This window comes from Xanthomonas chitinilytica (assembly GCF_026107455.2).
Taxonomy (GTDB): domain Bacteria; phylum Pseudomonadota; class Gammaproteobacteria; order Xanthomonadales; family Xanthomonadaceae; genus Stenotrophomonas; species Stenotrophomonas chitinilytica.
The window spans coordinates 59,966-81,430 of record NZ_JAPCHY010000001.1 but is presented as its reverse complement, the minus strand read 5'-3'; the positions used below and the strand labels follow the sequence as shown (position 1 = coordinate 81,430).

At 70.4% G+C, this 21,465-nt stretch carries 20 protein-coding genes; 11 read left to right on the top strand and 9 right to left on the bottom strand.

Going from position 1 to position 21,465, the window contains the following annotated elements; all coding sequences use genetic code 11:
• Positions 1-2 precede the first annotated feature (2 nt).
• Together apbC and dcd are read left to right on the top strand one after the other, a co-directional pair.
• Positions 3-848: an iron-sulfur cluster carrier protein ApbC gene (gene apbC / locus OK345_RS00350; RefSeq protein WP_265125184.1), complete on the top strand. Its 846-nt coding sequence runs from the start codon at positions 3-5 to the stop codon at positions 846-848.
• A 243-nt stretch (positions 849-1,091) separates the two neighbouring features.
• Positions 1,092-1,664: a dCTP deaminase gene (gene dcd, locus OK345_RS00345; RefSeq protein ID WP_265125182.1), complete on the top strand. Its 573-nt coding sequence runs from the start codon at positions 1,092-1,094 to the stop codon at positions 1,662-1,664.
• Positions 1,665-1,733: 69 nt separating this feature from the next.
• Here the strand turns inward: dcd and OK345_RS00340 are convergent, their stop codons facing one another.
• Genes OK345_RS00340 through OK345_RS00330 form a run of 3 tightly spaced genes read right to left on the bottom strand, consistent with a single transcriptional unit; the run spans position 1,734 to position 3,013 of the window.
• Entirely contained in the window at positions 1,734-1,901 is a 168-nt protein-coding gene (locus OK345_RS00340; RefSeq protein ID WP_265125181.1) for a LiaI-LiaF-like domain-containing protein, read from the bottom strand.
• A 30-nt stretch (positions 1,902-1,931) separates the two neighbouring features.
• Positions 1,932-2,357, bottom strand: a complete 426-nt coding sequence (locus tag OK345_RS00335; RefSeq protein ID WP_265125179.1) for an HIT family protein — start codon at positions 2,355-2,357, stop codon at positions 1,932-1,934.
• Positions 2,354-3,013, bottom strand: coding sequence for a dienelactone hydrolase family protein (locus OK345_RS00330; RefSeq protein ID WP_265125177.1), 660 nt, complete (start codon positions 3,011-3,013; stop codon positions 2,354-2,356). Before OK345_RS00330 ends, OK345_RS00335 begins: the two co-directional genes overlap by 4 nt.
• Before the next feature lie 150 nt (positions 3,014-3,163).
• Here OK345_RS00330 and rimO point away from each other — a divergent pair, with 150 nt between their 5' ends.
• Positions 3,164-4,525, top strand: coding sequence for a 30S ribosomal protein S12 methylthiotransferase RimO (gene rimO, locus OK345_RS00325; RefSeq protein WP_265125175.1), 1,362 nt, complete (start codon positions 3,164-3,166; stop codon positions 4,523-4,525).
• The gene (locus tag OK345_RS00320; protein WP_265125173.1) at positions 4,522-5,358 is read left to right on the top strand and encodes a DUF3025 domain-containing protein; all 837 of its coding nucleotides are present in this window, start codon (positions 4,522-4,524) and stop codon (positions 5,356-5,358) included. Before rimO ends, OK345_RS00320 begins: the two co-directional genes overlap by 4 nt.
• Here the strand turns inward: OK345_RS00320 and greB are convergent, their stop codons facing one another.
• Positions 5,359-5,862 carry a transcription elongation factor GreB gene (gene greB, locus OK345_RS00315; RefSeq protein WP_265125171.1) on the bottom strand — a complete coding sequence of 168 codons (504 nt, stop codon included), beginning with the start codon at positions 5,860-5,862 and terminating at the stop codon, positions 5,359-5,361.
• Between the two features lie 104 nt (positions 5,863-5,966).
• Between greB and OK345_RS00310 the strand changes: the two genes are divergently transcribed.
• A complete protein-coding gene (locus OK345_RS00310) occupies positions 5,967-7,424 on the top strand; it encodes a rhomboid family intramembrane serine protease (protein WP_265125169.1) in 1,458 nt (485 codons plus the stop codon).
• A gap of 13 nt (positions 7,425-7,437) precedes the next feature.
• Here OK345_RS00310 and OK345_RS00305 read toward each other — a convergent pair whose 3' ends face one another.
• On the bottom strand, positions 7,438-8,709 hold the full coding sequence (locus OK345_RS00305; RefSeq protein ID WP_265125167.1) for a tetratricopeptide repeat protein: 1,272 nt from the start codon (positions 8,707-8,709) through the stop codon (positions 7,438-7,440).
• 269 nt (positions 8,710-8,978) lie between these two features.
• On the bottom strand, positions 8,979-10,484 hold the full coding sequence (locus OK345_RS00300; RefSeq protein ID WP_265125165.1) for a helicase HerA-like domain-containing protein: 1,506 nt from the start codon (positions 10,482-10,484) through the stop codon (positions 8,979-8,981).
• A gap of 121 nt (positions 10,485-10,605) precedes the next feature.
• On the opposite strand from OK345_RS00300, the gene OK345_RS00295 reads away from it, so the two are divergent.
• Positions 10,606-12,183 (top strand): transglycosylase SLT domain-containing protein, encoded by a 1,578-nt coding sequence (locus OK345_RS00295; RefSeq protein ID WP_265125163.1) that lies wholly within the window; start codon positions 10,606-10,608, stop codon positions 12,181-12,183.
• Positions 12,184-12,264: 81 nt separating this feature from the next.
• Here OK345_RS00295 and OK345_RS00290 read toward each other — a convergent pair whose 3' ends face one another.
• The 3 genes from OK345_RS00290 to OK345_RS00280 all read right to left on the bottom strand — a co-directional run bounded on the left by OK345_RS00290 (position 12,265) and on the right by OK345_RS00280 (position 14,994).
• Positions 12,265-13,215 carry a hypothetical protein gene (locus tag OK345_RS00290; protein ID WP_265125161.1) on the bottom strand — a complete coding sequence of 317 codons (951 nt, stop codon included), beginning with the start codon at positions 13,213-13,215 and terminating at the stop codon, positions 12,265-12,267.
• A 295-nt stretch (positions 13,216-13,510) separates the two neighbouring features.
• Positions 13,511-14,353: an archaetidylserine decarboxylase gene (asd, locus tag OK345_RS00285; RefSeq protein WP_265125159.1), complete on the bottom strand. Its 843-nt coding sequence runs from the start codon at positions 14,351-14,353 to the stop codon at positions 13,511-13,513.
• Positions 14,350-14,994 (bottom strand): SCO family protein, encoded by a 645-nt coding sequence (locus tag OK345_RS00280; protein WP_265125157.1) that lies wholly within the window; start codon positions 14,992-14,994, stop codon positions 14,350-14,352. The genes asd and OK345_RS00280 overlap by 4 nt, the downstream gene beginning before the upstream one ends.
• A gap of 260 nt (positions 14,995-15,254) precedes the next feature.
• Here OK345_RS00280 and prmB point away from each other — a divergent pair, with 260 nt between their 5' ends.
• From prmB to OK345_RS00255, 5 genes are all read left to right on the top strand, one after another.
• Positions 15,255-16,181 (top strand): 50S ribosomal protein L3 N(5)-glutamine methyltransferase, encoded by a 927-nt coding sequence (gene prmB / locus OK345_RS00275; RefSeq protein WP_265125155.1) that lies wholly within the window; start codon positions 15,255-15,257, stop codon positions 16,179-16,181.
• 139 nt (positions 16,182-16,320) lie between these two features.
• Complete coding sequence (gene aroC, locus OK345_RS00270) at positions 16,321-17,424, top strand: chorismate synthase (protein WP_265125153.1); 1,104 nt, start codon at positions 16,321-16,323, stop codon at positions 17,422-17,424.
• The gene (locus OK345_RS00265; protein WP_265125151.1) at positions 17,417-18,472 is read left to right on the top strand and encodes a 2-hydroxyacid dehydrogenase; all 1,056 of its coding nucleotides are present in this window, start codon (positions 17,417-17,419) and stop codon (positions 18,470-18,472) included. The genes aroC and OK345_RS00265 overlap by 8 nt, the downstream gene beginning before the upstream one ends.
• Positions 18,473-18,556: 84 nt before the next feature.
• Positions 18,557-19,582, top strand: coding sequence for an aspartate-semialdehyde dehydrogenase (locus OK345_RS00260; RefSeq protein ID WP_265125149.1), 1,026 nt, complete (start codon positions 18,557-18,559; stop codon positions 19,580-19,582).
• Between the two features lie 101 nt (positions 19,583-19,683).
• On the top strand, positions 19,684-21,450 hold the full coding sequence (locus OK345_RS00255) for a type IV pilus assembly protein FimV (protein ID WP_265125147.1): 1,767 nt from the start codon (positions 19,684-19,686) through the stop codon (positions 21,448-21,450).
• Positions 21,451-21,465 lie beyond the last annotated feature (15 nt).

Sequence of the window (21,465 nt, the reverse complement as noted above, 5' to 3'; positions counted from 1 at the left end):
TCATGAGTCATATCGCCTTTGCGCGTGCGGTGCAGAAAGGCCTCTCCCCCCACCCCCGCATCCGCAACGTGATCGCGGTGGCTTCCGGCAAGGGTGGGGTGGGCAAATCCACCACGGCGGTGAACCTGGCCGTTGCGCTGCAGCATGGCGGTGCGCGGGTCGGGGTGCTCGATGCCGACATCTACGGTCCCAGCGTGCCGGCGATGCTCGGCCTTGGCGGGCGTCCCGACAGCCCGGACAACAAGTCGATCGAGCCGTTGCGTGCGTTCGGGGTGGAGGCCATGTCGATCGGGTTCCTGATCGACCAGGACACGCCGATGATCTGGCGCGGGCCGATGGCCACCTCGGCGCTGACGCAGCTGTTCAACGACACCCTGTGGGGCGACCTGGACTACCTGCTGATCGACCTGCCGCCGGGTACCGGCGACATCCAGCTGACGCTGTCGCAGAAGATCCCGGTGGCCGGGGCGGTGATCGTCACCACGCCGCAGGACATCGCCACGCTGGATGCGAGGAAGGCGCTGAAGATGTTCGAGAAGGTCGAGGTGCCGGTGCTGGGCATCGTCGAGAACATGGCGGTGCACACCTGTTCCGGCTGCGGCAAGGTCGAGCACCTGTTCGGCGAGGGCGGGGGGCAGCGCATGGCCGAGCAGTACGGAGTGCCGCTGCTGGGGTCGCTGCCGCTGGAAATCGGCATCCGCGAGCAGGGGGATGCGGGCACGCCCATCGTCGCCGCAGCGCCGGAATCGGCCGCGGCCAAGGCCTATGTGGCGGCTGCGCAGCGGCTGGCCGAGGAGCTGGGAAAGCGGCCACGGGCAGCCATTCCGATCAGCACCACCCTGTTGTGAATCGCCGCCCTTTGACGGCCGTGGGCGGTTGAAGCCCGGCCCACGGCATGAGCCTGCAGCGCGCTCATGGGCCCCGGACGGGCCCGCGGGCCCATGCCTGCCGCCGTCCTTCACTGCCGGAACCCGGCGGGACGAAGCCTCCCGTGGCGCCGCGTCGGCTAGAATCGCCGCTTCGCGTGGCCGTGTCGCTTGCCAGCCCCGGTAGGACTTCCGCCGCTGCCCCCTCGTTTCCAGGACCCCCGAATGAGCATCAAGAGTGACCGCTGGATCCGCCGCATGTCCGAGCAGCAGGGCATGATCGAACCGTACGAAGCCGGGCAGGTGAAGCAGGTGGACGGCCAGCGGATCGTCAGCTACGGCACTTCCAGCTACGGCTACGACGTGCGCTGCTCGCGCGAGTTCAAGGTGTTCACCAACATCAACTCCACCATCGTCGACCCCAAGCACTTCGACCCGAAGAGCTTCGTCGACATCGTGGCCGACGAGTGCATCATCCCGCCGAACTCTTTCGCGCTGGCGCGCACCGTGGAGTATTTCCGCATCCCGCGCGACACCCTGGTGGTGTGCCTGGGCAAGAGCACCTATGCGCGCTGCGGGATCATCGTCAACGTCACCCCGCTGGAGCCGGAGTGGGAAGGGCACGTGACCCTGGAGTTCAGCAACACCACGCCGTTGCCGGCGCGCATCTACGCCAACGAGGGCGTGGCGCAGATGCTGTTCTTCCAGGCCGCGGCCGACGACGTCTGCGAGACGTCCTACAAGGACCGCGGCGGCAAGTACCAGGGCCAGACCGGGGTGACCCTGCCGCGGACCTGAGTGGAAGCGGGCGGGCCCGAACGAAAAAGGCGCGGGAACCCGCGCCTTTTTCGTTGCCGCGGTGGGCGGCTACTTGCCGCGGCCGAACAGCAGGCCGATGCCCACCGCCACGAGGATGGCCGGCCACCAGGTGGCCAGCATCGAGCCGATGTTGCCGTTGATCCAGCCCAGGTTCTTGGCCAGGAAGAACAGGCCCACGATGATGAGGATCAGGGCGGCGATCAGGTTGGAGCGCATCGGCTTGCGTTTCCCAGGTTGAGGTGGCGCCTATCGTAGCCGTTGCCGCCAGCGTTCGACACGCGTCTGCAGCTCTTCGGGGTCGAACCGCTGGGTCTGGCCGTTGCCCCACACCGGGCCGGGCCAGGCCGCATCGCCCTCGTGGCGGCCGACCAGGTGCACGTGCAGCTGCGCGACGATGTTGCCCAGGGCGCCGATGTTGAGCTTGGCCACCCCCGGCTCGTGCCTGAGCAGCTGCGAGACCTGGTTGATCTCGGCCAGCAACAGCCGCTGCTGACCGCCGTCCAGGTCGATCCACTCGCGGGCGCCGGCCACGCGCGGCACCAGCAGGATCCACGGGAAGCGGGCGTCGTCCATCAGCCGTATCTGCGACAGCGGGCCATCGGCGATCAGGGCGCTGTCGGCCGCCAGGCGGGGATCGGGTTCGAAATCGGTGGTCGTCGCAGCATCGGTCATCGCAGGTTCTCGCTGAAGAAGGCCAGGGTGCGTTCGCGTGCCAGCCGGGCACTGGCCTCATGGTAGTGGGGATCGCCGTCGCGGTTGAAGGCATGGCCGGCGGGATAGACGAAGACCGGCATCTGCGGCAGCCGCTCGCGGTGCTGCTGGATCGCCTCGCCCGGGATGCGGCCGTCCAGGCTGCCGAAGTGGAACATCACCGCCGCCTGCGGCTTTTCGTCCAGGTAGCGGAGGTTGCGCGCGCCGTAGTAGCTGACCGACGGCAGCCCCAGCCGCAACGCCGCCAGCAGCGCGATCGTGCCGCCCCAGCAATAGCCCACGGTGCCGACCTTGCCGGCCGGGGCCAGTGCCGCCGCGGCAGCGGCAACCACCTCCAGCGCCGCCTCCACGCCCAGCGCCTCCACCAGCGCCAGGCCCTTGTCGCGGCCGGCCGGGTCGTAATCCAGTTCGGCGTTCTTCTCCACCAGGTCGAAGAACGCCGGCGCCAGCACTTCGTAGCCGGCGGCGGCGAAGCCGTCGGCCACCGCGCGGACATGGGCGTTGGCGCCGAAGATCTCCTGGATTACCACCAGCCCGCCCAGTGGCCGGGAGGTCGGTGCGGCATGCCAGGCGGCCACCTGGCCGCGGGCGGTGTCGAGGGTGGTCCAATGGCCCATGGCGGCTCTCCTGAACAGGGGGAGGGCATTATGGTCCGCTCGCGTCGACGACGCGTGGGTACCGGCGGCGACGTCGCGCCCGCCCGGTATAATCGCCGCGCTTCCGGCCCCAGGTCATTCCGATCCCCGGCCCCCAGAACCGCAGACCCCATGTCCCAGCTGAACCCCAAAGTCGGCTTCGTCAGCCTTGGCTGCCCGAAGGCGCTCGTCGATTCCGAACGCATCCTCACCCAGCTGCGGGTCGAGGGCTACGACATCGTGCCGTCCTACGATGCCGCCGACGTGGTGGTGGTCAATACCTGCGGCTTCATCGATTCGGCGGTGGCCGAGTCGCTGGACGCCATCGGCGAGGCGATGAACGAGAACGGCAAGGTCATCGTCACCGGTTGCCTGGGCAAGAAGTCGGAGATGATCCGCGAGCAGTACCCGGACGTGCTGTCGGTGTCCGGTCCGCAGGACTACGCCACGGTGATGGAGGCGGTGCACACGGCGCTGCCGCCGAGGCACGACCCGTTCGTCGACCTGGTGCCGGACTACGGCATCAAGCTGACTCCGCGCCACTACGCCTACCTGAAGATTTCCGAGGGCTGCAACCACCGCTGCAGCTTCTGCATCATCCCGTCGATGCGCGGCGACCTGGTCTCGCGCCCGGTGGAAGAAGTGCTGCGCGAGGCCGAGCGGCTGGTGCGCGGCGGCGTGCGCGAACTGCTGGTGGTGTCGCAGGACACCTCGGCCTACGGCGTGGACCGCAGGTATGCGCCGGGCACCTGGCGCGGCAAGGAATACGCCACCCGCATGAAGGCGCTGTGCGAGGGGCTGTCCGAACTGGAGGCATGGACCCGCCTGCACTACGTCTATCCGTACCCGCACGTGGACGACGTGGTGCCGCTGATGGCCGAGGGAAAGATCCTTCCGTACCTGGACATCCCGTTCCAGCATGCCAGTCCGCGCATCCTCAAGCTGATGAAGCGCCCCGGCGCGGTGGACAAGACCCTGGAGCGGGTGCTGCGCTGGCGCGGGATCTGCCCGGACATCACCGTGCGCTCGACCTTCATCGTCGGCTTCCCCGGCGAGACCGATGCCGAATTCGAGGCGATGCTGGACTTCCTCGATGCCGCCCAGCTCGACCGCGTCGGCGCCTTCGCCTATTCGCCGGTGGAGGGCGCGGCGGCCAACGCGCTGCCCGACCCGGTGCCGGAAGAAGTGAAGCAGGAGCGGTTGGCGCGATTCATGGAAAAGCAGGCCGCCATCTCCGCCGCCAAGCTCGAGGCCAGGATCGGCAGCGTGCAGCAATGCCTGGTCGATGCCATCGAGGACGGCATCGCCGTGGCCCGCTCGAAGGCCGACGCGCCGGAGATCGATGGCCTGGTGCACATCCAGAACGCCGGCGAGGCCGGGCTGCGCGTGGGTGATTTCGTCGATGTGGAAATCACCGACAGCGACGAGCACGACCTGTTCGGCGATGCCATCGTCGAACGGGCCGGCAAGCCGCTCGACCTCAAGGTGCTGTGACCGACCCGGCATCCGCATCCGCGGAGAATGGGCGCCGGCGCCGCTTCGTCGCCCCGGCGCGCGGGGAGGTCGATCCGGCCTGCTTCTCACATCCGCTGTTCGCCGGCTTCGGCGATTTCCATGACGTGATGACGGGTGCCGGATGGCCCGGCGTCCCCTCGCTCAATGAGCGCCTGCCGCTGCCGGGCAAGCGCTTTGTCGTACAGGATGCGGCCCTGCTCGACGACGGGCTGCACTACGAAGTGCGCATCGGCGAACACGGGTGCATCGCCACCCGCGCGCAGAACTGGCACGACCTGTTCAATGCAATGGTCTGGGCGCGCCATCCGGCCATCAAGACCGCGCTCAATGCGCGGCAGTGCCTGCATGTCGCACGGATGGGGCCGCACCGACGCAACCGCGCCCAGCAGGCATTGACCCAGTTCGACGAGGCCGGCGCGATCGTGCGGGTGCGCGATGCCGCATTGCTGGACGCATGGGACCGGCACGATTGGACGACGCTGTTCCTGGGGCGCGCCGGATGGTGGCGGCATGGCGATATCGCGATCGCGGCGGTGCTCGGCCACGCCCTGATGGAGCAGGCGCTGCTGCCCGGGCGCCGGTCGGTGGGCAAGTGCCTGGTGGTGGTGGGCGAGGATGACGCGGCCTGCGCGGAACGCGTGGCCGGCGCGATCGACTCGGGCGAAATCCTCGAAGACCCGCTGGAACTGCGCCCATTGCCGCTGGCCGGCATTCCCGGCTGGCACCCGCGGCAGGATGCCGGCTTCTATGCACAGACGGACTATTTCCGCCCGCTGCGGGAGGGGCGGGCGTACCCGCGGCCGTTGACCTGATCAGGCGTCGTAGCTGACGTCGACCAGCACGAAACAGGTGGCGCCGCCGGGCAGCTGTACCTCGAATTCGTCGTCGATGCGTTTCTTCAGCAGGGCGCGCGCCAGCGGCGAGTCGATGCTGATCCAGCCGTTGCCGGCATCGGTTTCGTCCGGGCCGACGATGCGATAGCGGCTGCTCTCGCCGCTGTCGACGTTCTCCAGCTCCACCCAGGCGCCGAAGAACACCGCCCGCGGATCGGAGGGCCGGGTATCGACCACGCGCAGCGCTTCCAGGCGCTTGGTCAGGTAGCGCACGCGGCGGTCGATCTCGCCCAGCTGCTTCTTGCGGTAGGTGTACTCGGCGTTTTCCGAGCGGTCGCCTTCGGCCGCAGCCGCGGCCAGCGCCTTGACCACTTCCGGGCGCCTGTGGCGCCACAGCTCGTCCAGTTCGGCCTTCAGCCGGGCGTGGCCCTGCGCGGTGATCAGGGCAGTGCTTTTTTCGGCAGGAGGGCGCCAGCGGCTCATGGATGCGATGCGGGTCGGGGAAGACCGGGAATGGTAGCCGGCCGCTCTTGCGCAAGGCCATCCGATACCTGAAGCTGCGGCCTCTCCGACACGGATGTCCGCGCATGTTGATCCTGCCGTTGCACAAGCCGCTGACGCTGGCCAATTTCCCGCTGGCGACAATGCTGCTGGTGCTGGCCAACGTGCTGGTGTTCTTCGGCTGGCAGGCCGGCGACGAGGCGCGGCTGGACGCGGCGCAGCGCTACTACCTGCAATCGGGGCTGGGCGAGTACGAGGTGCCGGCCTATGCGCGGCACCTGCGGCATTCCGGCCAGGCCGACGCCGCGGCCGAGCTGGCGGAGCTGGCGCCGGCGCAGCAGGCCGCCTTCGTCGGCCAACGTACATTGACCGACGTCGGCTTCGTCGCCGCGCTCGCGGCCGGTGCGCTGTTCGAGACGCCGGAGCAGGCGCAGGCCTGGCAGCCGCTGCGGCGGCAGTACGACCGCCTGCTGGACGAGGTGTTCACCCTGCGCCACATCCTGCGCGGTTCCGAATGGTCGCCGGCGCGGATGCTGTCCTCGGCATTCCTGCACGCCGGGGCGATGCACCTGGTCGGCAACATGCTGTTCCTGATCGTGCTGGGGTTGCTGCTGGAGGGCGCGGTCGGGCCGCTGCGGTTGCTGGCGGTATATGTGCTGGGCGCGCTGGGAGCGAGCGCGGCCAGCCTGTTGTGGCGCTGGGGCGAAACCGGCGGCGGCCTGGGCGCGTCCGGGGCGGTGGCGGCGATGATGGGCGCGTTCTGCGTGGTCTGGGGGCGGCGACCGGTGCGCTTCTTCTACTGGTTCGGCGTGGTGTTCGACTACGTGCGCGCGCCGGCGATCTGGTTGCTGCCGCTGTGGCTGGGCTGGGAGGTCTACAACCTGCTGGCCAACGGCGACAAGGGCGTCGCATTCGAGGCGCATGCCGGCGGGTTGCTGTGCGGTGCGGCGATCGGCGCGGTGCTGGTACTGACCGGCCAGGTGCGCGCCGGCTACATGCGGGACGACGAGGAGACCGCCGCTGCGGACGACCGCTGGGAGCGGGCGCAACGGCACCTGGGGCGGATGGAGAACCGCGAGGCCGAGGAACTGCTGGCGGCGCTGGCGCAGGAGCAGCCACGCCGCGCCGATATCGCCATGGCGCGCTACCGCGCCGCCGCCAACGCCGGCCAGCGGCAGGCGGCGCGGCAGCGGGCGCTGGAACTGCTGCGGTTGCCGACCGACGACGCCGGAACCGCACGGTTGCAGGCCGAAGCCGCCGCTGCCCTGCAGGCGGCCGGCGCGCCGCTGAGCCCGGACGAAACCGGGTTGCTGCTGGAAACGTGGGTCGCGCTGGGGAAGCTGGACGAGGCCGAAACCCTGCTGCTCGGAAATGGTGCGGCACTCCCGCGCGATGTCCAGGCCGGGCACTGGTTCCGGCTGGCACTGCGCCACGGCGAACAGAGCGGCGTGGAGCGGCAGTACCGGCTGCTGCGGATGCTGATCGAGCGCTTCCCGGAGCTGCCGCAGGCCGACAAGGCCCGCTTCCTCCTCGAGAACGGCTGAACCGCGCCGCCGCTCAGGCCGGGGCCGTCGCCAGCGCCTTCAGCGCTGCCTGCAGCTTGGATTGCTGTTCTTCGTCCTCGCATTGTTGCAGCGCCTGCTCCAGCAGCTGGCGGGCGTCGGCGTCGCGGCCGAAGCGTTCGGCCAGCAGCAGCGCGGCCTGCAACGCCCACTGCGGCGCCTCGGCGGCGCGCGGCCAGGCGCGCAGCATCGCCAGCAGCGCGTCGGTGGCGAGCTGGAACTGCCCGGCCAGGCGCGCGCGTTCGGCCAGCAGCGCGGCGTGTTCCTGCTGCATCGGGGTGAAGTCCGGATCGCTGTCCAGCGCTTCGCGCAGCAGCGCCAGCGCCCGCCGTTCCTGCTTCTCCATCACCAGCCGGTTGATGTATTGCCGGGTGTGCTCGCGCAGTTGGTCGGGGCGGCCGGCGGAGCGCAGCAGGCGCTGGTACAGCTCGTGTACCGATACGCCGACCGCGCGCGAGCGGATCGCGCCGCGCAGGCTGTCCAGCGCGGCGTCGGCATGGCCGTCGCGCACGTACTGCCCGGCCTCGTCCAGCAGCGCCTGGTCCGGATCGTGCCGCGCCAGCGCCTCGGCCGCGCCTTCCGGCTCGAAGCCCAGCGCCTCGTGGTACTGGTAGACCAGGTAGCCCATCAGGTGGAAGGCGGCGAACAGGCCCCAGATGCTGAAGAAGGTCAGCGCGAGGTCGCCGACGATCGGCGGCAGCCAGGCGTGGACCCAGCGACCGGCGGTCAGCGCGCTGGCCTGGATCACGAACAGCAGGCCGAACGCGGCCAGGTACGGCCAGCCGATGCGGGTGGCCAGCGTCAGCGAGGTCGCCGGATTGGCCGCGGTGCGCAGGCTGCCGTCCAGCGCCAGCGAGATCACGCAGCCCGGTTGCAGGAACACCACCACCAGCAGCGCGAGCAGGGCCGCCACCGGACCGGCGAGCACCGCCACCACGACGATGAAGATGCCCAACAGCAGCATCAGCGCGATCAAGCGCAGCACGGTGCCGTCGCTGGAGCCCAGGGTGTGCTCGGGCGACTGCATGCGGCCGTGGGCGGTCTCGCGCAGGATCTCGAAGCTGTAGCGGTAGATCGCCAGCCAGGTGACGATCGCCAGGATCCAGCCGATGCCGGGCAGCATGCCCAGCAGCGTGCACAGGGTCAGCGCGACCATCGAGTACAGCGCCGGGCCGCGCAGCGGATACAGCGTGATCGCGCGCAGGCGCTGCCAGAACGGCTCGGGCGCGGTGGCGGTGCGATCGTGGCGGCGATGCCGGTCGTCCATGACTGTTCCCCTGTCGTCGATGCTGCGGATTGTGGCGGCAGCGGGCGCGCGCCGGCAATCGCCGCGCGTCGTGCGCCCGCCGAAGGCGTGGAGCCCCGTTCGTCGCCCCTGCGCAGGCGGGAGGGGCAGCGACATTCTTCCGGGAAGGGCGCAAGGCACCCGGCCCCCGCCTGCGCGGGGGCGACGACCTGGAAGAATCCGTGATCCGGTCCGGCAGTTTCCGCGGATGGCGGTACGCGGAGACGGGGCGGCGACTCTGCCGGGCGCTCCTACTTGCGGCCGCCGAACAGGCCGCCGAGGATGCCGCGCACGATCTGGTTGCCGAGCTTGGTGCCGACGGTGCGGGTGGTCTGCTTGGCCATGGTCTCGATCATGCCCTGGCGGCGCTTGGTGCCGAATACCGCATCCTTGATCGCCTGGCCGAAGCCGCCTTCCTGCGCCTCGTCCTGCTCGCGGGTGCGGGCCTTCGGCGCCTTGCTCTCCTCGGCCACCTTCTGCGCGCGGCTGGCCAGCAGCTCGGCGGCTGATTCGCGGTTGATCGCGGTGTCGTAGCGGGTGCCGACCGGACTGCCGGCGCGCACCTGGGCGCGTTCGGCGTCGGTGATCGCGCCCATGCGGCAGCGCGGCGGCGCGATCAGGGTCTCCTGTACCGGCGAGGGCACGCCCTTGTCCTGCAGGGTGGAGACCAGCGCCACGCCGGTGCCCATCTGCGACAGGGTGGCGGTCACGTCCAGCTTCGGGTTCGGCACGAAGGTCTGGGCGGCGGTGCGCACCGCCTTCTGGTCGCGCGGGGTGAAGGCGCGCAGCGCGTGCTGCACGCGGTTGCCGAGCTGGCCGAGGATGTTGGCCGGCACGTCGTCGGGGAACTGCGAGCAGAAGTACACGCCCACGCCCTTGGAGCGGATCAGCCGCACCACCTGTTCGATGCGCTGCACCAGCGCGGCCGGGGCGTCGTCGAACAGCAGGTGCGCCTCGTCGAAGATGAAGACCAGCTTGGGCTTCTCCAGGTCGCCGACTTCCGGCAGGGTCTCGAACAGCTCGGACAGCAGCCACAGCAGGAAGGTGGAGTACAGCCGCGGCTTGAGGATCAGCTGCGCGGCGGCGAGGATGCCGATCACGCCGCGGCCGTCGTGGTTGACGCGCATGATGTCGGCCAGCTCCAGCGCCGGCTCGCCGAAGAAGGCTTCGCCGCCGTCCTGCGACAGCCGCAGCAGCGCGCGCTGGATCGCCGCCACCGACTGCGCGCTGACCAGGCCGTACTCGGTGGAGATGTCCTTGCGTTCCTCGGCCACCAGGCCGAGCAGGGCGCGCAGGTCGTCCAGGTCGAGCAGCAGCAGGCCGCGGTCGTCGGCCAGCTTGAACACGATGTCCAGCACCCCGGACTGGGTGTCGTTGAGTTCCAGGATGCGCGCCAGCAGGGTCGGCCCCATCTCGCTGACGGTGGTGCGCACCGGATGGCCGAGCTGGCCGTACAGGTCCCAGAACACGGTGGGGCTGGCGCCGGGCGCGTAGTCGGCCACGCCGATCTCGGCGGCGCGCTGCAGCAGCTTGTCGTTGCCGTCGCCGGGCACCGCCAGCCCGGCCACGTCGCCCTTCACGTCGGCCAGGAACACCGGCACGCCGATCCGCGAGAAGCCTTCGGCCAGGGTCATCAGGGTCACCGTCTTGCCGGTGCCGGTGGCGCCAGCGACCAGTCCGTGGCGGTTGCCGAAGCGGGGAAGCAGGGTGACCGCGATGTCGTCGGTGATGCCTTTGCCGAGCAGGATGGGATCCATGGAGGGGCTCATGTTGGAGATGGGCGGATTCTAACGAGCGACTGTATCGCGGCCACGGCATCCTTGCCCCGGCAGGAGCGGGGCGGCTAACCTGCCGGCTCTTCCGCGCGCAGTGCCCCTGATGTCCGTTTCCTTCCTGATTGCCCGCAGCTGGCCGGTCCTGGTGGCCCTGTCGCTGTTGTCCGCCGCACCCGCCGCCCATGCCCAGCGGGTATCCGCCCGCGACCGGGAGAAGATCGACGCCCTGGAGCAGCGCATGGCCACGGCCGAGAAGCGTTACAACGACGCACTGGTGCTGGTGAACAATGCCGATCCCAAGGGCACCGCCGAAGGCGACGCGGCACTGGAGGACATGGAGGACGTGATCAGCGCCTGCGTGGCCCAGCGCGGCTGCCAGGTGGGCAACCTGCTGGTCACCTACAAGCGCCTGCTCAAGAGCAACAGCGACGACGTCCAGGCGCAGGCCGCCGACGAGGACGGCGGCCTGCTGGAAGCCGACCCGGACCACGTCGGCCCGCTGACCGCCGACGTGCCCGAGGCCGCGCGCGCCGCCGCGCTGCTCAACGACCACCGCCACGCCTTCGACCAGATGGTCGAGTACAACCCGGCGGTGCAGGCCGGCATCCGCCGCTGGCTGACCGACATGCGCCCGGCGCTGCTGACCAGCTACGAGAACTATATGAACCTGCGCGCGGTGATGTGGCCGGAGTGGGAGCGGCGCGACCTGCCCGAGGCGCTGCTGTTCGGCATCATGGCCAAGGAATCCAACGGCCGCGTGCACGCCACCTCGCGCGCCGGTGCCGCCGGGCTGATGCAGTTCATGCCGGCCACCGGCCGCCGTTTCGGCCTGGGGCCGGACGGCACCGGCTTCGACACCCGCTACGACGCGCGCAGCGCCGCCGAGGCCAGCGCTGCCTACATGAACGAGCGCATGGGCCAGCTCAACCGCAACATCGAGATGGCGCTGGCCGCCTACAACGGCGGCGAGGGCCGCGCCCAGCGCGTGTACAGCCAGAGCGGCGGGCAGAGCTTCTGGGTGGATTCGGTCTACAGCCAGTTCCCCGGCGAAACCAAGGACTACGTGCCGATGGTGATCGCCGCGGCCTGGATCTTCCTGCACCCGCAGCAGTACGGCGTCGAGTTCCCCAAGGTCAATGCGCAGCCGGCGACGATCCGGCTGGCCAAGTCCACCACCATCTACGAACTGACCATCTGCCTGGGCAGCACCGGCACCCGCGACGGCTACATGCGGGTGCTGCGCAACCTCAACCCGCGCTACGAGGCCGACGGCTGGATCCCGGCGGGTACCACGATCAATGCCACCACCCGCATCGCCGGGCTGTACAACCGCTATTGCGTCAGCGGTCCGCGCGCCGACCTGGCGCGCACCCTGATCACCGCCGACCTCAACGCCGCGATCGTGCGGCCGCAGGCGACGCAGTACACCGGCAGCGTGGCGGTGGGCAGCGCCGAACCCATGGCCGGGACGGGCGGAGTCACGCCCGCGGCGGCGGTGGCGCCGCGACCGGCGGCCAGGGCCGCGCGCAGCCACACCGTGGTCCGCGGCGACACCCTGAGCAGCATCTCCCGCCGTTACCAGTGCCAGGTTCCGCAGCTGGCGCGTGCCAACGGCCTGCGTGCCCCGGCCTATGCGATCAAGCCGGGACAGAAGCTCAAGCTGGAAGGCTGCAGCCGCTGACGGCGGCTCGCGTTCCCGTCGCGCCGCATGGCCGACCGGAGCGCAACGATGGCGTACCGCGGATGCGTGGCCGGGCCGCGCTCAGGAGGAGGGCGGCTCCGGGACGTCGGCGCCATCGTCGCGGCGCCAGCGCTGTGTGAACCGGTTCCACCAGCCCTGTGCATCGGTCGTGGTGGCGGCCGCCACCTCGCTCCAGCGCCGGCTCTCGGCAAAGCCGAGCAGGCGTTGCAGGCCGGGGCTGCCGTGTTCCCGGGCCGCCTGCCACAGCGCCTTGCCCAGCACCTTCGCCAGCAGCAGGCGCGAGTCCAGGTTCCCGGTCTCGGCCTCGATCCGCTCGATGATGCCCTGCAGTTCCTCGCGGATGACGGGCGGCACCGCGGGATTCTCGCTGACCCGCTTTAGCCGGCGCAGGCCGTCCAGGTAACGCTGCTGCTGCAGCTCCAGCCCGGCCTGGCCCAGTTCGCCCAGCCAAGGCGCCTGCAGCATCACGCCGAGCGCATCGATGTGGACCTGCGCCCGGTCCCAATGCTGGTCCATGACCGCGGCATAGCCCATCAACAGGTGCAGCGCGACGATCAGCGCACTGGCCCGGTCGGGGTCGGGCGCATCGCGCCAGGCCGCATTGCTTGCCTCCAGGGCCAGGCCCGGCCATTGCTTGCGATGGAACACCACCGAGCGCAGGGCGTTGGCGATCATCGCGCCCTCCCTGCCGCAGTCGCGCTCCAGCAGGTCCGCCTCCACGACCGCCGGCAGCAGCCGGTTGGCCGACAGCGCCGTGTAGGACAGCAGCGTGTGGACGGCGCAGAGATCGTCGGCGGTCAGTGGCGGCGGCGTCTCGCCGCTCATCTGCGCACCGCGCACGTAGCCCTCGTAGGCCAGCGGCACCCCGCGTTCGCTGAACTGGCGGTAGCTGCGATAGCCCACTCCTTCGCGCAGCGCGTCGAGTTGCTGCTGCTCGGTCTTCTCGGCGCAGCCGGCCAGCGTCGCCAGCAGTGCAGCCAGCAGCCATCGCCTTGCCGGCGTCCTGGCCATCCGTCGATGCCTTGCATGGGGATTCATTCCCGGAAACTCTCCTGTCGTGGCCTGGTCAGAGCACTTTCGGATCGGATGCGTACAGCGGCGTACGCATGCTTCTACTTTCTACTGTCGCCCCCATGCATTCCTGCCGTCGCTCCTCCATCGTCGCTCCCGCCTGCGCGGGAGCGACGATGGAAGGGGCATCCGAAGCGGAAGTGCCTTGGCGCCAGACTGCGTGTCCGCCATCGGCATCTCGATGGACGCCGGAGGAGACACGTCGCCATATACCCGGACCAGGGCCCCCGGGTGATTACTTCAACGTCGCCAGCCGTTGTCCCAGGCGCACCGGGCTTTCCGCGGCGAGCGCAGGCGCAAGCTCGGCCACCCCGGGGGGCAGCAGCACGATCACGGTCGAGCCGTAGTTGAACCTTGCCATTTCCGCGAACCGCTCCAGCACGATCCCCTTGCCGCGCCAGTCCTTGCGGGTGATGCGGTCGCCATAGGCGGGGATCTCCTCGCCGCTCCACACGGTTTCCACGCCCGATACCAGCAGCGCGCCGACCATCACCTGCGCCATCGGCCCGAAGTCGGTGTCGAAGTGGCACACCAGCCGCTCGTTGCGCGCGAACAGTCGCGGTACGTGCGCGACCGCGGCCGGGCCGACGCTGAACAGCCGCCCGGGCACGTGCACGGTCTCGCGCAGGGTGCCGGTCCAGGGCATGTGCACGCGGTGGTAGTCGCGCGGCGACAGGTACACGGTGGCGAACAGGCCGTCGTGGAACGGTTCGGCGGCGGCAGCGTCGCCGAGCAGTTCGGCGGCGGTGAACGACTGTCCCTTGGCCTGGAAGATGCGCCCGTCCTCGATGGGGCCGAGCTGGCTGACGCGGCCGTCGGCGGGCATCAGCAAGGCGCGCGGATCGGGATCGGCCACCCGTGCGCCAGGCTTGAGGGCGCGGGTGAAGAAGCGGTTGAAACTGGCATAGCTGCGCGGATCGGGGTTGCTGGCCTCGTCCAGGTCGACGCCGAACTTCGCGGTCACCGTGTCGATCAGCCAGCGCGACACGCGCGGGTTCTCCGAGTACGCCAGCCTGCGCGCCAGCGACGACAGCAGGCGGTGGGGCAGGGCGTAGGTCAGCGTGGTGGTCAGACTCATGGGGCGGTTTTCTCGGTCAGCAGTTGCAGGTCGGCGGCGATGGCCGACGGGTCGAAGGGTGGGCGGATCAGGCCGGCGAGTTTGCCATCGGGATCGAGCACGGCAATGCTGGCCGAGTGGTCCATGCTGTAGTCCTGCGGGTTCTCGTCGAAATGGCGGCCGGGAACCTTCTGGAACACGAAGCCCAGCGCGGTGGCGAACTTCTCCAGCGACGGTACGTCGGCGGTGGCGGCTAGGGTGTCCTTGTGGAAGGCGTGCGCGTATTCGCCCAGCCGCGCGGGGGTGTCGCGTTCCGGGTCCACCGACACCAGCACCAGCCGCGGGCGGATCGTGTCCGGCAGCGACTCCCACTGCTTCTGCGCCCGCGCCAGTTCGGCCAGGGTGGTGGGGCACACGTCCGGGCAGGTGGTGAAGCCGAGGAACACCAGCGTCCAGTGGCCCTTGAGTTCGCCGGGGATCAGGCGGGTGCCGTCGGACTGGCCGAGGCTGAAGTCGGGCAGCTCGCGCGGTTGCGGGTAGAAGGTGATGGAGCGCGTCGACGGGGCGTCGGCGGCGGGGCCGAAGACCTTCTGCGCCGTCACCAGCCCCAGGCCGGCGGCCAGGGCGATGATCAGGACGATGATCGTTGTGCGGTTGAACATGGGGCCTGGCATTCCATGGGTGGGGCGTGCGCCGCGGCGCTCGCCGGGCCGGCACGGGTGAAGGGCGGGGCGCGCATGCCGTCGCACGCCGGTTGGTTGGCGCCGTCGCAGGTCCCACGGGCCGGGGTCCGGGAGGTCCTGCGGCCGGCCACGCCGGCCTTCCGCAACTGCACGGATGCCGAAGTTTCCCTTGCAACGGACGCTCAATATACCGGGCGGCCCCCTATAATCGGGGGCCGATCTGCCCCATAGCCATTGTCATGACTGCCGAAGCGGCCGCCGAACTCCACACGATCATCGACCTGATCCGCTACGGCGCCAGCCGTTTCAACGAAGCCGGCCTCACCTTCGGCCACAGCTACGACAATGCGCTGGACGAGGCGACCCAGCTGGTATTGCACACCCTGCACCTGCCGCACGACCTGGGCCCGGCCTACGGCCAGGCGCGGCTGCTGAAGGGCGAGAAGGAAAAGGTGCTGGCGCTGTTCGAGCGCCGCGTGGTCGAGCGGGTGCCGGCCGCCTACCTGACCGGCGAGGCCTGGTTCGCCGGGCTGAGCTTCAAGAGCGACGCGCGCGCGCTGGTGCCGCGCTCGCCGATCGCCGAACTGATCGAATCCGGCTTCGAGCCGTGGCTGGGCGGGCGCGAGGTCAACCGCGCGCTGGACCTGTGCACCGGTTCGGGCTGCATCGCCATCGCCATGGGCCACTACTACCCGCACTGGCGGGTGGACGGGGTCGACATCAGCGACGACGCGCTGGCGCTGGCGGCCGAGAACAAGGCGCGGCTGGACGCGCACAACGTCACCCTGCTCAAGTCCGACCTGTTCTCCGGGCTGACCGGCCGCCACTACGACCTGATCGTCACCAACCCGCCCTATGTCACCAACGACGAGACCGACGCGCTGCCGCAGGAGTACTCGTACGAGCCGGAGCTGGGCCTGCGCGCCGGCGACGACGGCCTGGACCTGGTGCTGAAGATCCTGCGCGATGCGCCGATCCACCTGTCCGAGGACGGCCTGCTGATCTGCGAGGTGGGGGAGTCCGAGCGTCACCTGGTCGCATTGCTGCCGGAGGTGGACTTCGCCTGGATCGAGTTCAAGGTCGGGCAGATGGGCATCTTCGCGGTGGAATGCCGCGAACTGATCGCGCATAACGCGCATATCGCGGAGCTGGCCGCGCAGCGATGACGACGATGGCCGCCCCCGCCGTAGAGCCGAGCTTGCTCGGCTGCTTCCGGCTTCGGATGCCTGTGCAGCCGAGCAAGCTCGGCTCTACGGGCGAGCCTGTGCAGCCGAGCAAGCTCGGCTCTACGGGCGAGGGAAGGCCGTGAGCTCCAATTCCTTCGGCAAGCTGTTCACCGTCACCACCTTCGGCGAGTCGCACGGGCCGGCGATCGGCTGCGTGGTCGACGGTTGCCCGCCGGGGCTGGAGCTCGCGCCGGAGGCGTTCGCCCACGACCTGCAGCGGCGCGCCACCGGCAGGAGCCGGCATACCTCGGCGCGGCGCGAGGCCGACGAGGTCGAGATCCTGTCCGGGGTCTACGAGGGCCGCACCACCGGTACCCCGATCGCGCTGCTGATCCGCAACACCGACCAGCGCAGCAAGGACTACGGCAACATCGCCGCGCAGTTCCGCCCTGGCCACGCCGACTACAGCTACTGGCAGAAGTACGGCATCCGCGACCCGCGCGGCGGCGGCCGTTCCTCGGCGCGCGAGACCACCATGCGCGTGGCCGCCGGGGTGATCGCCAAGAAGTGGCTGCAGCAGCGTTACGGCGTGACCGTGCGCGGCTGGCTGTCGCAGCTGGGCGAGATCACGCCGGCCGCTTTCGACTGGAACGCGGTGGAGGACAACCCGTTCTTCTGGCCCGACGCCGGCCAGGTGCCGGCGCTGGAGGCCTACATGGACGCGTTGCGCAAGTCCGGCGATTCGGTCGGCGCGCGCGTCAACGTGGTCGCCGACGGCGTGCCGCCGGGCTGGGGCGAGCCGATCTACGGCAAGCTCGACGGCGAACTGGCCGCCGCGCTGATGAGCATCAACGCGGTCAAGGGCGTGGAGATCGGCGACGGCTTCGCCAGCGCCGCGCAGAAGGGCACCGCGCACCGCGACCTGATCGCACCGGAGGGCTTCGCCAGCAACCATGCCGGCGGCATCCTCGGCGGCATCTCCACCGGCCAGCAGGTGGTCGCCTCGATCGCGCTCAAGCCCACCTCCAGCCTGCGCCTGCCCGGCGCCAGCGTGGACGTGGACGGCAATCCGGTGGAGGTGGTCACCACCGGCCGCCACGACCCGTGCGTCGGCATCCGCGCCACCCCCATCGCCGAGGCGATGATGGCGCTGGTGCTGATGGACCAGGCGCTGCGCCACCGCGCGCAGTGCGGCGACGTCGGCGCGGTGGCGCCGCGCATTCCCGGTGGCGTCGATGGCTGAAGCGCGGCCCCGCGTCTGGGTATCGCAGCCGCTGTTCGACGACGTGGTCGAACGGCTGGCGGCGTATTTCGACGTGGCCGCGACCACGCAGGTGACCGCCTACGACAGCGCCGGCATCGCCGCGCAGCTGCGCGAGGCCGATGGCGCCCTGGTCACGCTCAACGAGCGCATCGGCGCGGCCGAGATCGCCGGCGCGCGGCGGCTGCGCGCCATCGCCAACGTCGGCGTCGGCTACAACAATCTGGACATCGACGCGCTCGGCGCGGCCGGCATCCTCGCCAGCAACACCCCCGACGTGCTGACCGAGACCACCGCCGACCTGGGTTTCGCGCTGCTGATGGCCGCCGCCCGCCGCATCACCGAATCCGAGCGCTGGCTGCGCGAGGGGCAGTGGGGGCCGTGGTCGTTCACGACCATGCTCGGCGCCGACATCCACGGCAGCACGCTCGGCATCCTCGGCATGGGCCGGATCGGCCAGGCCATCGCCCGCCGCGGCGCCCACGGCTTCGGCATGCGCGTGCTCTACCACAACCGCTCGCGGTTGCCGGAGGCGGTCGAGCGCGAGGTCGGCGCTCGCTACGCCGGCTTCGACGAACTGCTGGCGCAGGCCGACCACCTGGTGCTGGTGCTGCCGTACACCGCGCAGAGCCACCACGTCATCGATGCGGCCGCGCTGGCGAAGATGAAGCCGACCGCCACCCTGGTGAACATCGCCCGCGGCGGCATCGTCGACGAGCTGGCATTGGCCGAGGCGCTGGCCAACGGCCGCCTGGCCGCGGCCGGACTGGACGTCTACGAGGGCGAGCCGGTGGTGCGGCCGGAACTGCTGGCGCTGCGCAACGTGGTGCTGACCCCGCACATCGGCAGCGCAAGCCTGGCCACGCGCCGGGCGATGGTGTCGCTGGCGGTGGACAACCTGATCGCCGCGCTGGGGCAGGGGCCGCATGCCGGCAATCCGCCGAGCGCGCTCAACGCCGGTGCCGTGGCTGCCGCCAAAGCCGGCGGCGCCACCGTGGGTGGCGACAAAGCCGGCGACGTCAAACGATAGGGAGCCTCCGCCGCCGTTGCCGGAGGTTCCCCGAACCCAGCGTGCAGTGCGTCTTCCCCATTCGAACCCACGAGTAGAACCCCCATGAGCAATGCAAGCCGTTCCTTCCACGTCGCCATCGTCGGTGCTACCGGCGCCGTCGGCGAGACCATGCTGTCGATCCTGGCCGAACGCGATTTCCCGGTCGGCAAGCTGAGCCTGCTCGCCTCCGAGCGCTCGGCCGGCGGCGAGATCGACTATCGCGGCGACAAGATCGCGGTGCAGGACCTGGCCGGTTTCGACCCGGCGGGCGTGGACATCGCGCTGTTCTCGGCCGGCGGCGGCGTCTCCAAGGAGTACGCGCCGAAGTTCGCCGCGGCCGGCGCGGTGGTGATCGACAACTCCTCGGCGTTCCGCTACGACGACGACGTGCCGCTGGTGGTGTCCGAGGTCAACCCGCACGCGCTGAAGAACCGCCCGCGCGGCATCGTCGCCAATCCCAACTGCTCGACCATGCAGCTGATGCCGGTACTGGCGCCGATCCATCGCGAGTACGGCATCGAGCGCATCAACGTTGCCACCTACCAGTCGGTGTCCGGCGGCGGCCGTTCGGCGCTGGAGGAACTGGGCAAGCAGACCGCGCAGCTGCTGGCGTTCCAGGACATCGACCCGCAGCGCTTCCCGGTGCAGATCGCCTTCAACCTGATCCCGCACATCGACGACTTCCAGGACAACGGCTACACCAAGGAAGAGATGAAGCTGGTGTGGGAGACGCAGAAGATCCTGGAGGACAGCAGCATCCAGGTGAACCCCACCGCGGTGCGGGTGCCGGTGTTCTACGGCCATTCCGAGGCCGTCAACATCGAGACCAGGAAGAAGATCACCCCCGCGCAGGCGCGCGAGCTGCTGGCCGCGGCGCCGGGCGTGGAAGTGGTCGACCGCCACGAGGCCGGCGGCTATCCGACCCCGGTGACCCACGCCTCCGGCAACGACCCGGTGTACGTGGGCCGCATCCGCGAGGACTTCTCGCACCCGCGCGGGCTGAACCTGTGGGTGGTCGCCGACAACATCCGCAAGGGCGCCGCGCTCAATGCGGTGCAGCTGGCCGAGCTGGTTGCGCGCGAGGGCTGAACGTGGCAGCGATGCCGGTCCTGTGACCGGCATCGAGATCGCGGGCGGAGATCGCCGATGCGCGGTATTCGAAACCGGGGCGAGCCGTTATATTGGCCGCCATGAGAACTAGGGGCAGGGGCGCCGTGCGCCCGATACAAGGCGTGCTCGCACTCGTCCTGGCGCTGTGCAGCAGCGCCGCGATGGCCTTGGGGCTGGGCGACATCCGGGTACTTTCCAGGCCGGGCCAGCCGCTGCTGGCCGAGATTCCGGTCATTTCCAGCGATCCCGGCGAGCTGGAGAACGCGCGCGTGGCGCTGGCCTCGCCGGCCACCTTCGCCCGGGTCGGGCTGGAACGCCCGCACGGCCTGGTCAGCGAACTGCAGTTCCAGTTCGCGCAGAACGCGCAGGGCCGCGCGGTCATCCGCGTCACCAGCCAGACGCCGGTCGAGGTGCAGGCGCTGAGCTTCCTGATCGAGGTCGACTGGGGCCAGGGCCGGCTGGTGCGCGAGTACTCGGCGCTGATCGACGCACCGAATACCGCCGCGGCCATCGCCGAGCCGGCGATCGAGGCACCGGAAGCGGCGCTGTCCAACCTCATCGTCCGCGACCCGGAGCCGGCCCCGATCCCGCTGGCCGAGACTCCGCTGCCGGAACCCGAGCCGACCCCGGTCGCGCCGGTCACGCCGGCCGCCGCGCCGGCTGCGGCGGTGCGTCCGCCACCGGCCCCGGTCGCTCCGGTGGCGCCCGGTGCCGAACTGGCGCCGGTGCAGCGCGGGCAGACGCTGTCGCACATCGCCAGCGAACTGGCGCGCGGCAGCGGTTATTCGCTCAACCAGACCATGGTCGCGCTGATGCGCGCCAACCCGGAGGCGTTCATCCGCGGCAACGTCAACCTGCTCAAGCAGGGCGCGGTGCTGCGTACGCCCCGGCAGGACGAACTGGCGCAGATCGGTGCGGCGGAAGCCACCGCGATCGTGCGCGAGCAGGCCGCGCAATGGCGGCAGGCGCGCGCGCCGGTACCGCAGCCGGCCGAGGCGGGTACCGCGGCAGTGGCGCAGGCGCCGGCCGGCGCCGCCGCGCCGGCGACCAGCGACGCACGGCTGGAGATCGCGCCGGCGGTGGCCGATACCGGGCAGAACGCAGGAACGACGACCGGCCTCGGTGCCGGTGGCGAGGGTGACATGTTGGGGAACGAGCAGCTGCGGCAGGCAACGGAAGATCTGGCCACCCGCGATGCGGAGGTGCAGGAGCTGCGTGACCGCATCGCCGAGCTGGAGAAGCTGCAGCAACAGCAGCAGGCGCTGATCGAGATGAAGGACAGCGACCTGGCCGCGGCCCAGCAGCGCCTGGCGCAGGCACCGGCAGGCGGCGACGGCGGCCTGCCGGCATGGCTGTGGGCGGGCGTGGTGCTGCTGGTGCTGGGCGGGTTCGCCTGGGCGTTGTCGCGCCGGCGCAAGCCGTCGCCGCTGCCGCCGTTGTCGCGGCATGGTTTCGATACCGCGGCGCTGGCCTCGGCGATGCCGGAGGGCCGCACCGAGGCCGCGGAACTGCCCACGCTGCAGGAGCGCGACGAGGACCTGGTGATCGCCCAGTACGACGAGGAGGTCGCCGAGGCCCCGTTCGCGGTGCCGGCCGATGTCGCCGAGCCGGCGGAAACGCTGCAGCAGGACGCGGCGGAGGACGAGGCGCCCTGGCGCGGCGGCGACGGCGCCGACATCGCGCCGCTGAATCCGGCGCCGGCCGGGCGCGAGCGGCTGGAGCTGGCCATCGCCTACATGGACCTGGGCGATGCCGAGACCGCGCGCACGCTGCTGCGCGAGGTGGCCGTCGGCGGCGATGCGCAGGCGCGCGCCGAGGCGGTCGAACTGCTCGGGCGCCTCGGCTGAACGCCGAGGCTGCCG

Excerpts from the sequence above, each read along its gene's own strand:
- OK345_RS00265 (WP_265125151.1), top strand. The coding sequence starts at position 17,417 with ATGGCTGAAGCGCGGCCCCGCGTCTGGGTATCGCAGCCGCTGTTCGAC.
- apbC (WP_265125184.1), top strand. The coding sequence starts at position 3 with ATGAGTCATATCGCCTTTGCGCGTGCGGTGCAGAAAGGCCTCTCCCCC.
- OK345_RS00280 (WP_265125157.1), bottom strand. The coding sequence starts at position 14,994 with ATGTTCAACCGCACAACGATCATCGTCCTGATCATCGCCCTGGCCGCC.
- rimO (WP_265125175.1), top strand. The coding sequence starts at position 3,164 with ATGTCCCAGCTGAACCCCAAAGTCGGCTTCGTCAGCCTTGGCTGCCCG.
- OK345_RS00305 (WP_265125167.1), bottom strand. The coding sequence starts at position 8,709 with ATGGACGACCGGCATCGCCGCCACGATCGCACCGCCACCGCGCCCGAG.
- OK345_RS00330 (WP_265125177.1), bottom strand. The coding sequence starts at position 3,013 with ATGGGCCATTGGACCACCCTCGACACCGCCCGCGGCCAGGTGGCCGCC.
- OK345_RS00335 (WP_265125179.1), bottom strand. The coding sequence starts at position 2,357 with ATGACCGATGCTGCGACGACCACCGATTTCGAACCCGATCCCCGCCTG.
- OK345_RS00255 (WP_265125147.1), top strand. The coding sequence starts at position 19,684 with ATGAGAACTAGGGGCAGGGGCGCCGTGCGCCCGATACAAGGCGTGCTC.
- OK345_RS00300 (WP_265125165.1), bottom strand. The coding sequence starts at position 10,484 with ATGGATCCCATCCTGCTCGGCAAAGGCATCACCGACGACATCGCGGTC.
- dcd (WP_265125182.1), top strand. The coding sequence starts at position 1,092 with ATGAGCATCAAGAGTGACCGCTGGATCCGCCGCATGTCCGAGCAGCAG.
- OK345_RS00295 (WP_265125163.1), top strand. The coding sequence starts at position 10,606 with ATGTCCGTTTCCTTCCTGATTGCCCGCAGCTGGCCGGTCCTGGTGGCC.
- asd (WP_265125159.1), bottom strand. The coding sequence starts at position 14,353 with ATGAGTCTGACCACCACGCTGACCTACGCCCTGCCCCACCGCCTGCTG.
- OK345_RS00260 (WP_265125149.1), top strand. The coding sequence starts at position 18,557 with ATGAGCAATGCAAGCCGTTCCTTCCACGTCGCCATCGTCGGTGCTACC.
- prmB (WP_265125155.1), top strand. The coding sequence starts at position 15,255 with ATGACTGCCGAAGCGGCCGCCGAACTCCACACGATCATCGACCTGATC.
- greB (WP_265125171.1), bottom strand. The coding sequence starts at position 5,862 with ATGAGCCGCTGGCGCCCTCCTGCCGAAAAAAGCACTGCCCTGATCACC.
- OK345_RS00290 (WP_265125161.1), bottom strand. The coding sequence starts at position 13,215 with ATGGCCAGGACGCCGGCAAGGCGATGGCTGCTGGCTGCACTGCTGGCG.
- OK345_RS00340 (WP_265125181.1), bottom strand. The coding sequence starts at position 1,901 with ATGCGCTCCAACCTGATCGCCGCCCTGATCCTCATCATCGTGGGCCTG.
- OK345_RS00310 (WP_265125169.1), top strand. The coding sequence starts at position 5,967 with ATGTTGATCCTGCCGTTGCACAAGCCGCTGACGCTGGCCAATTTCCCG.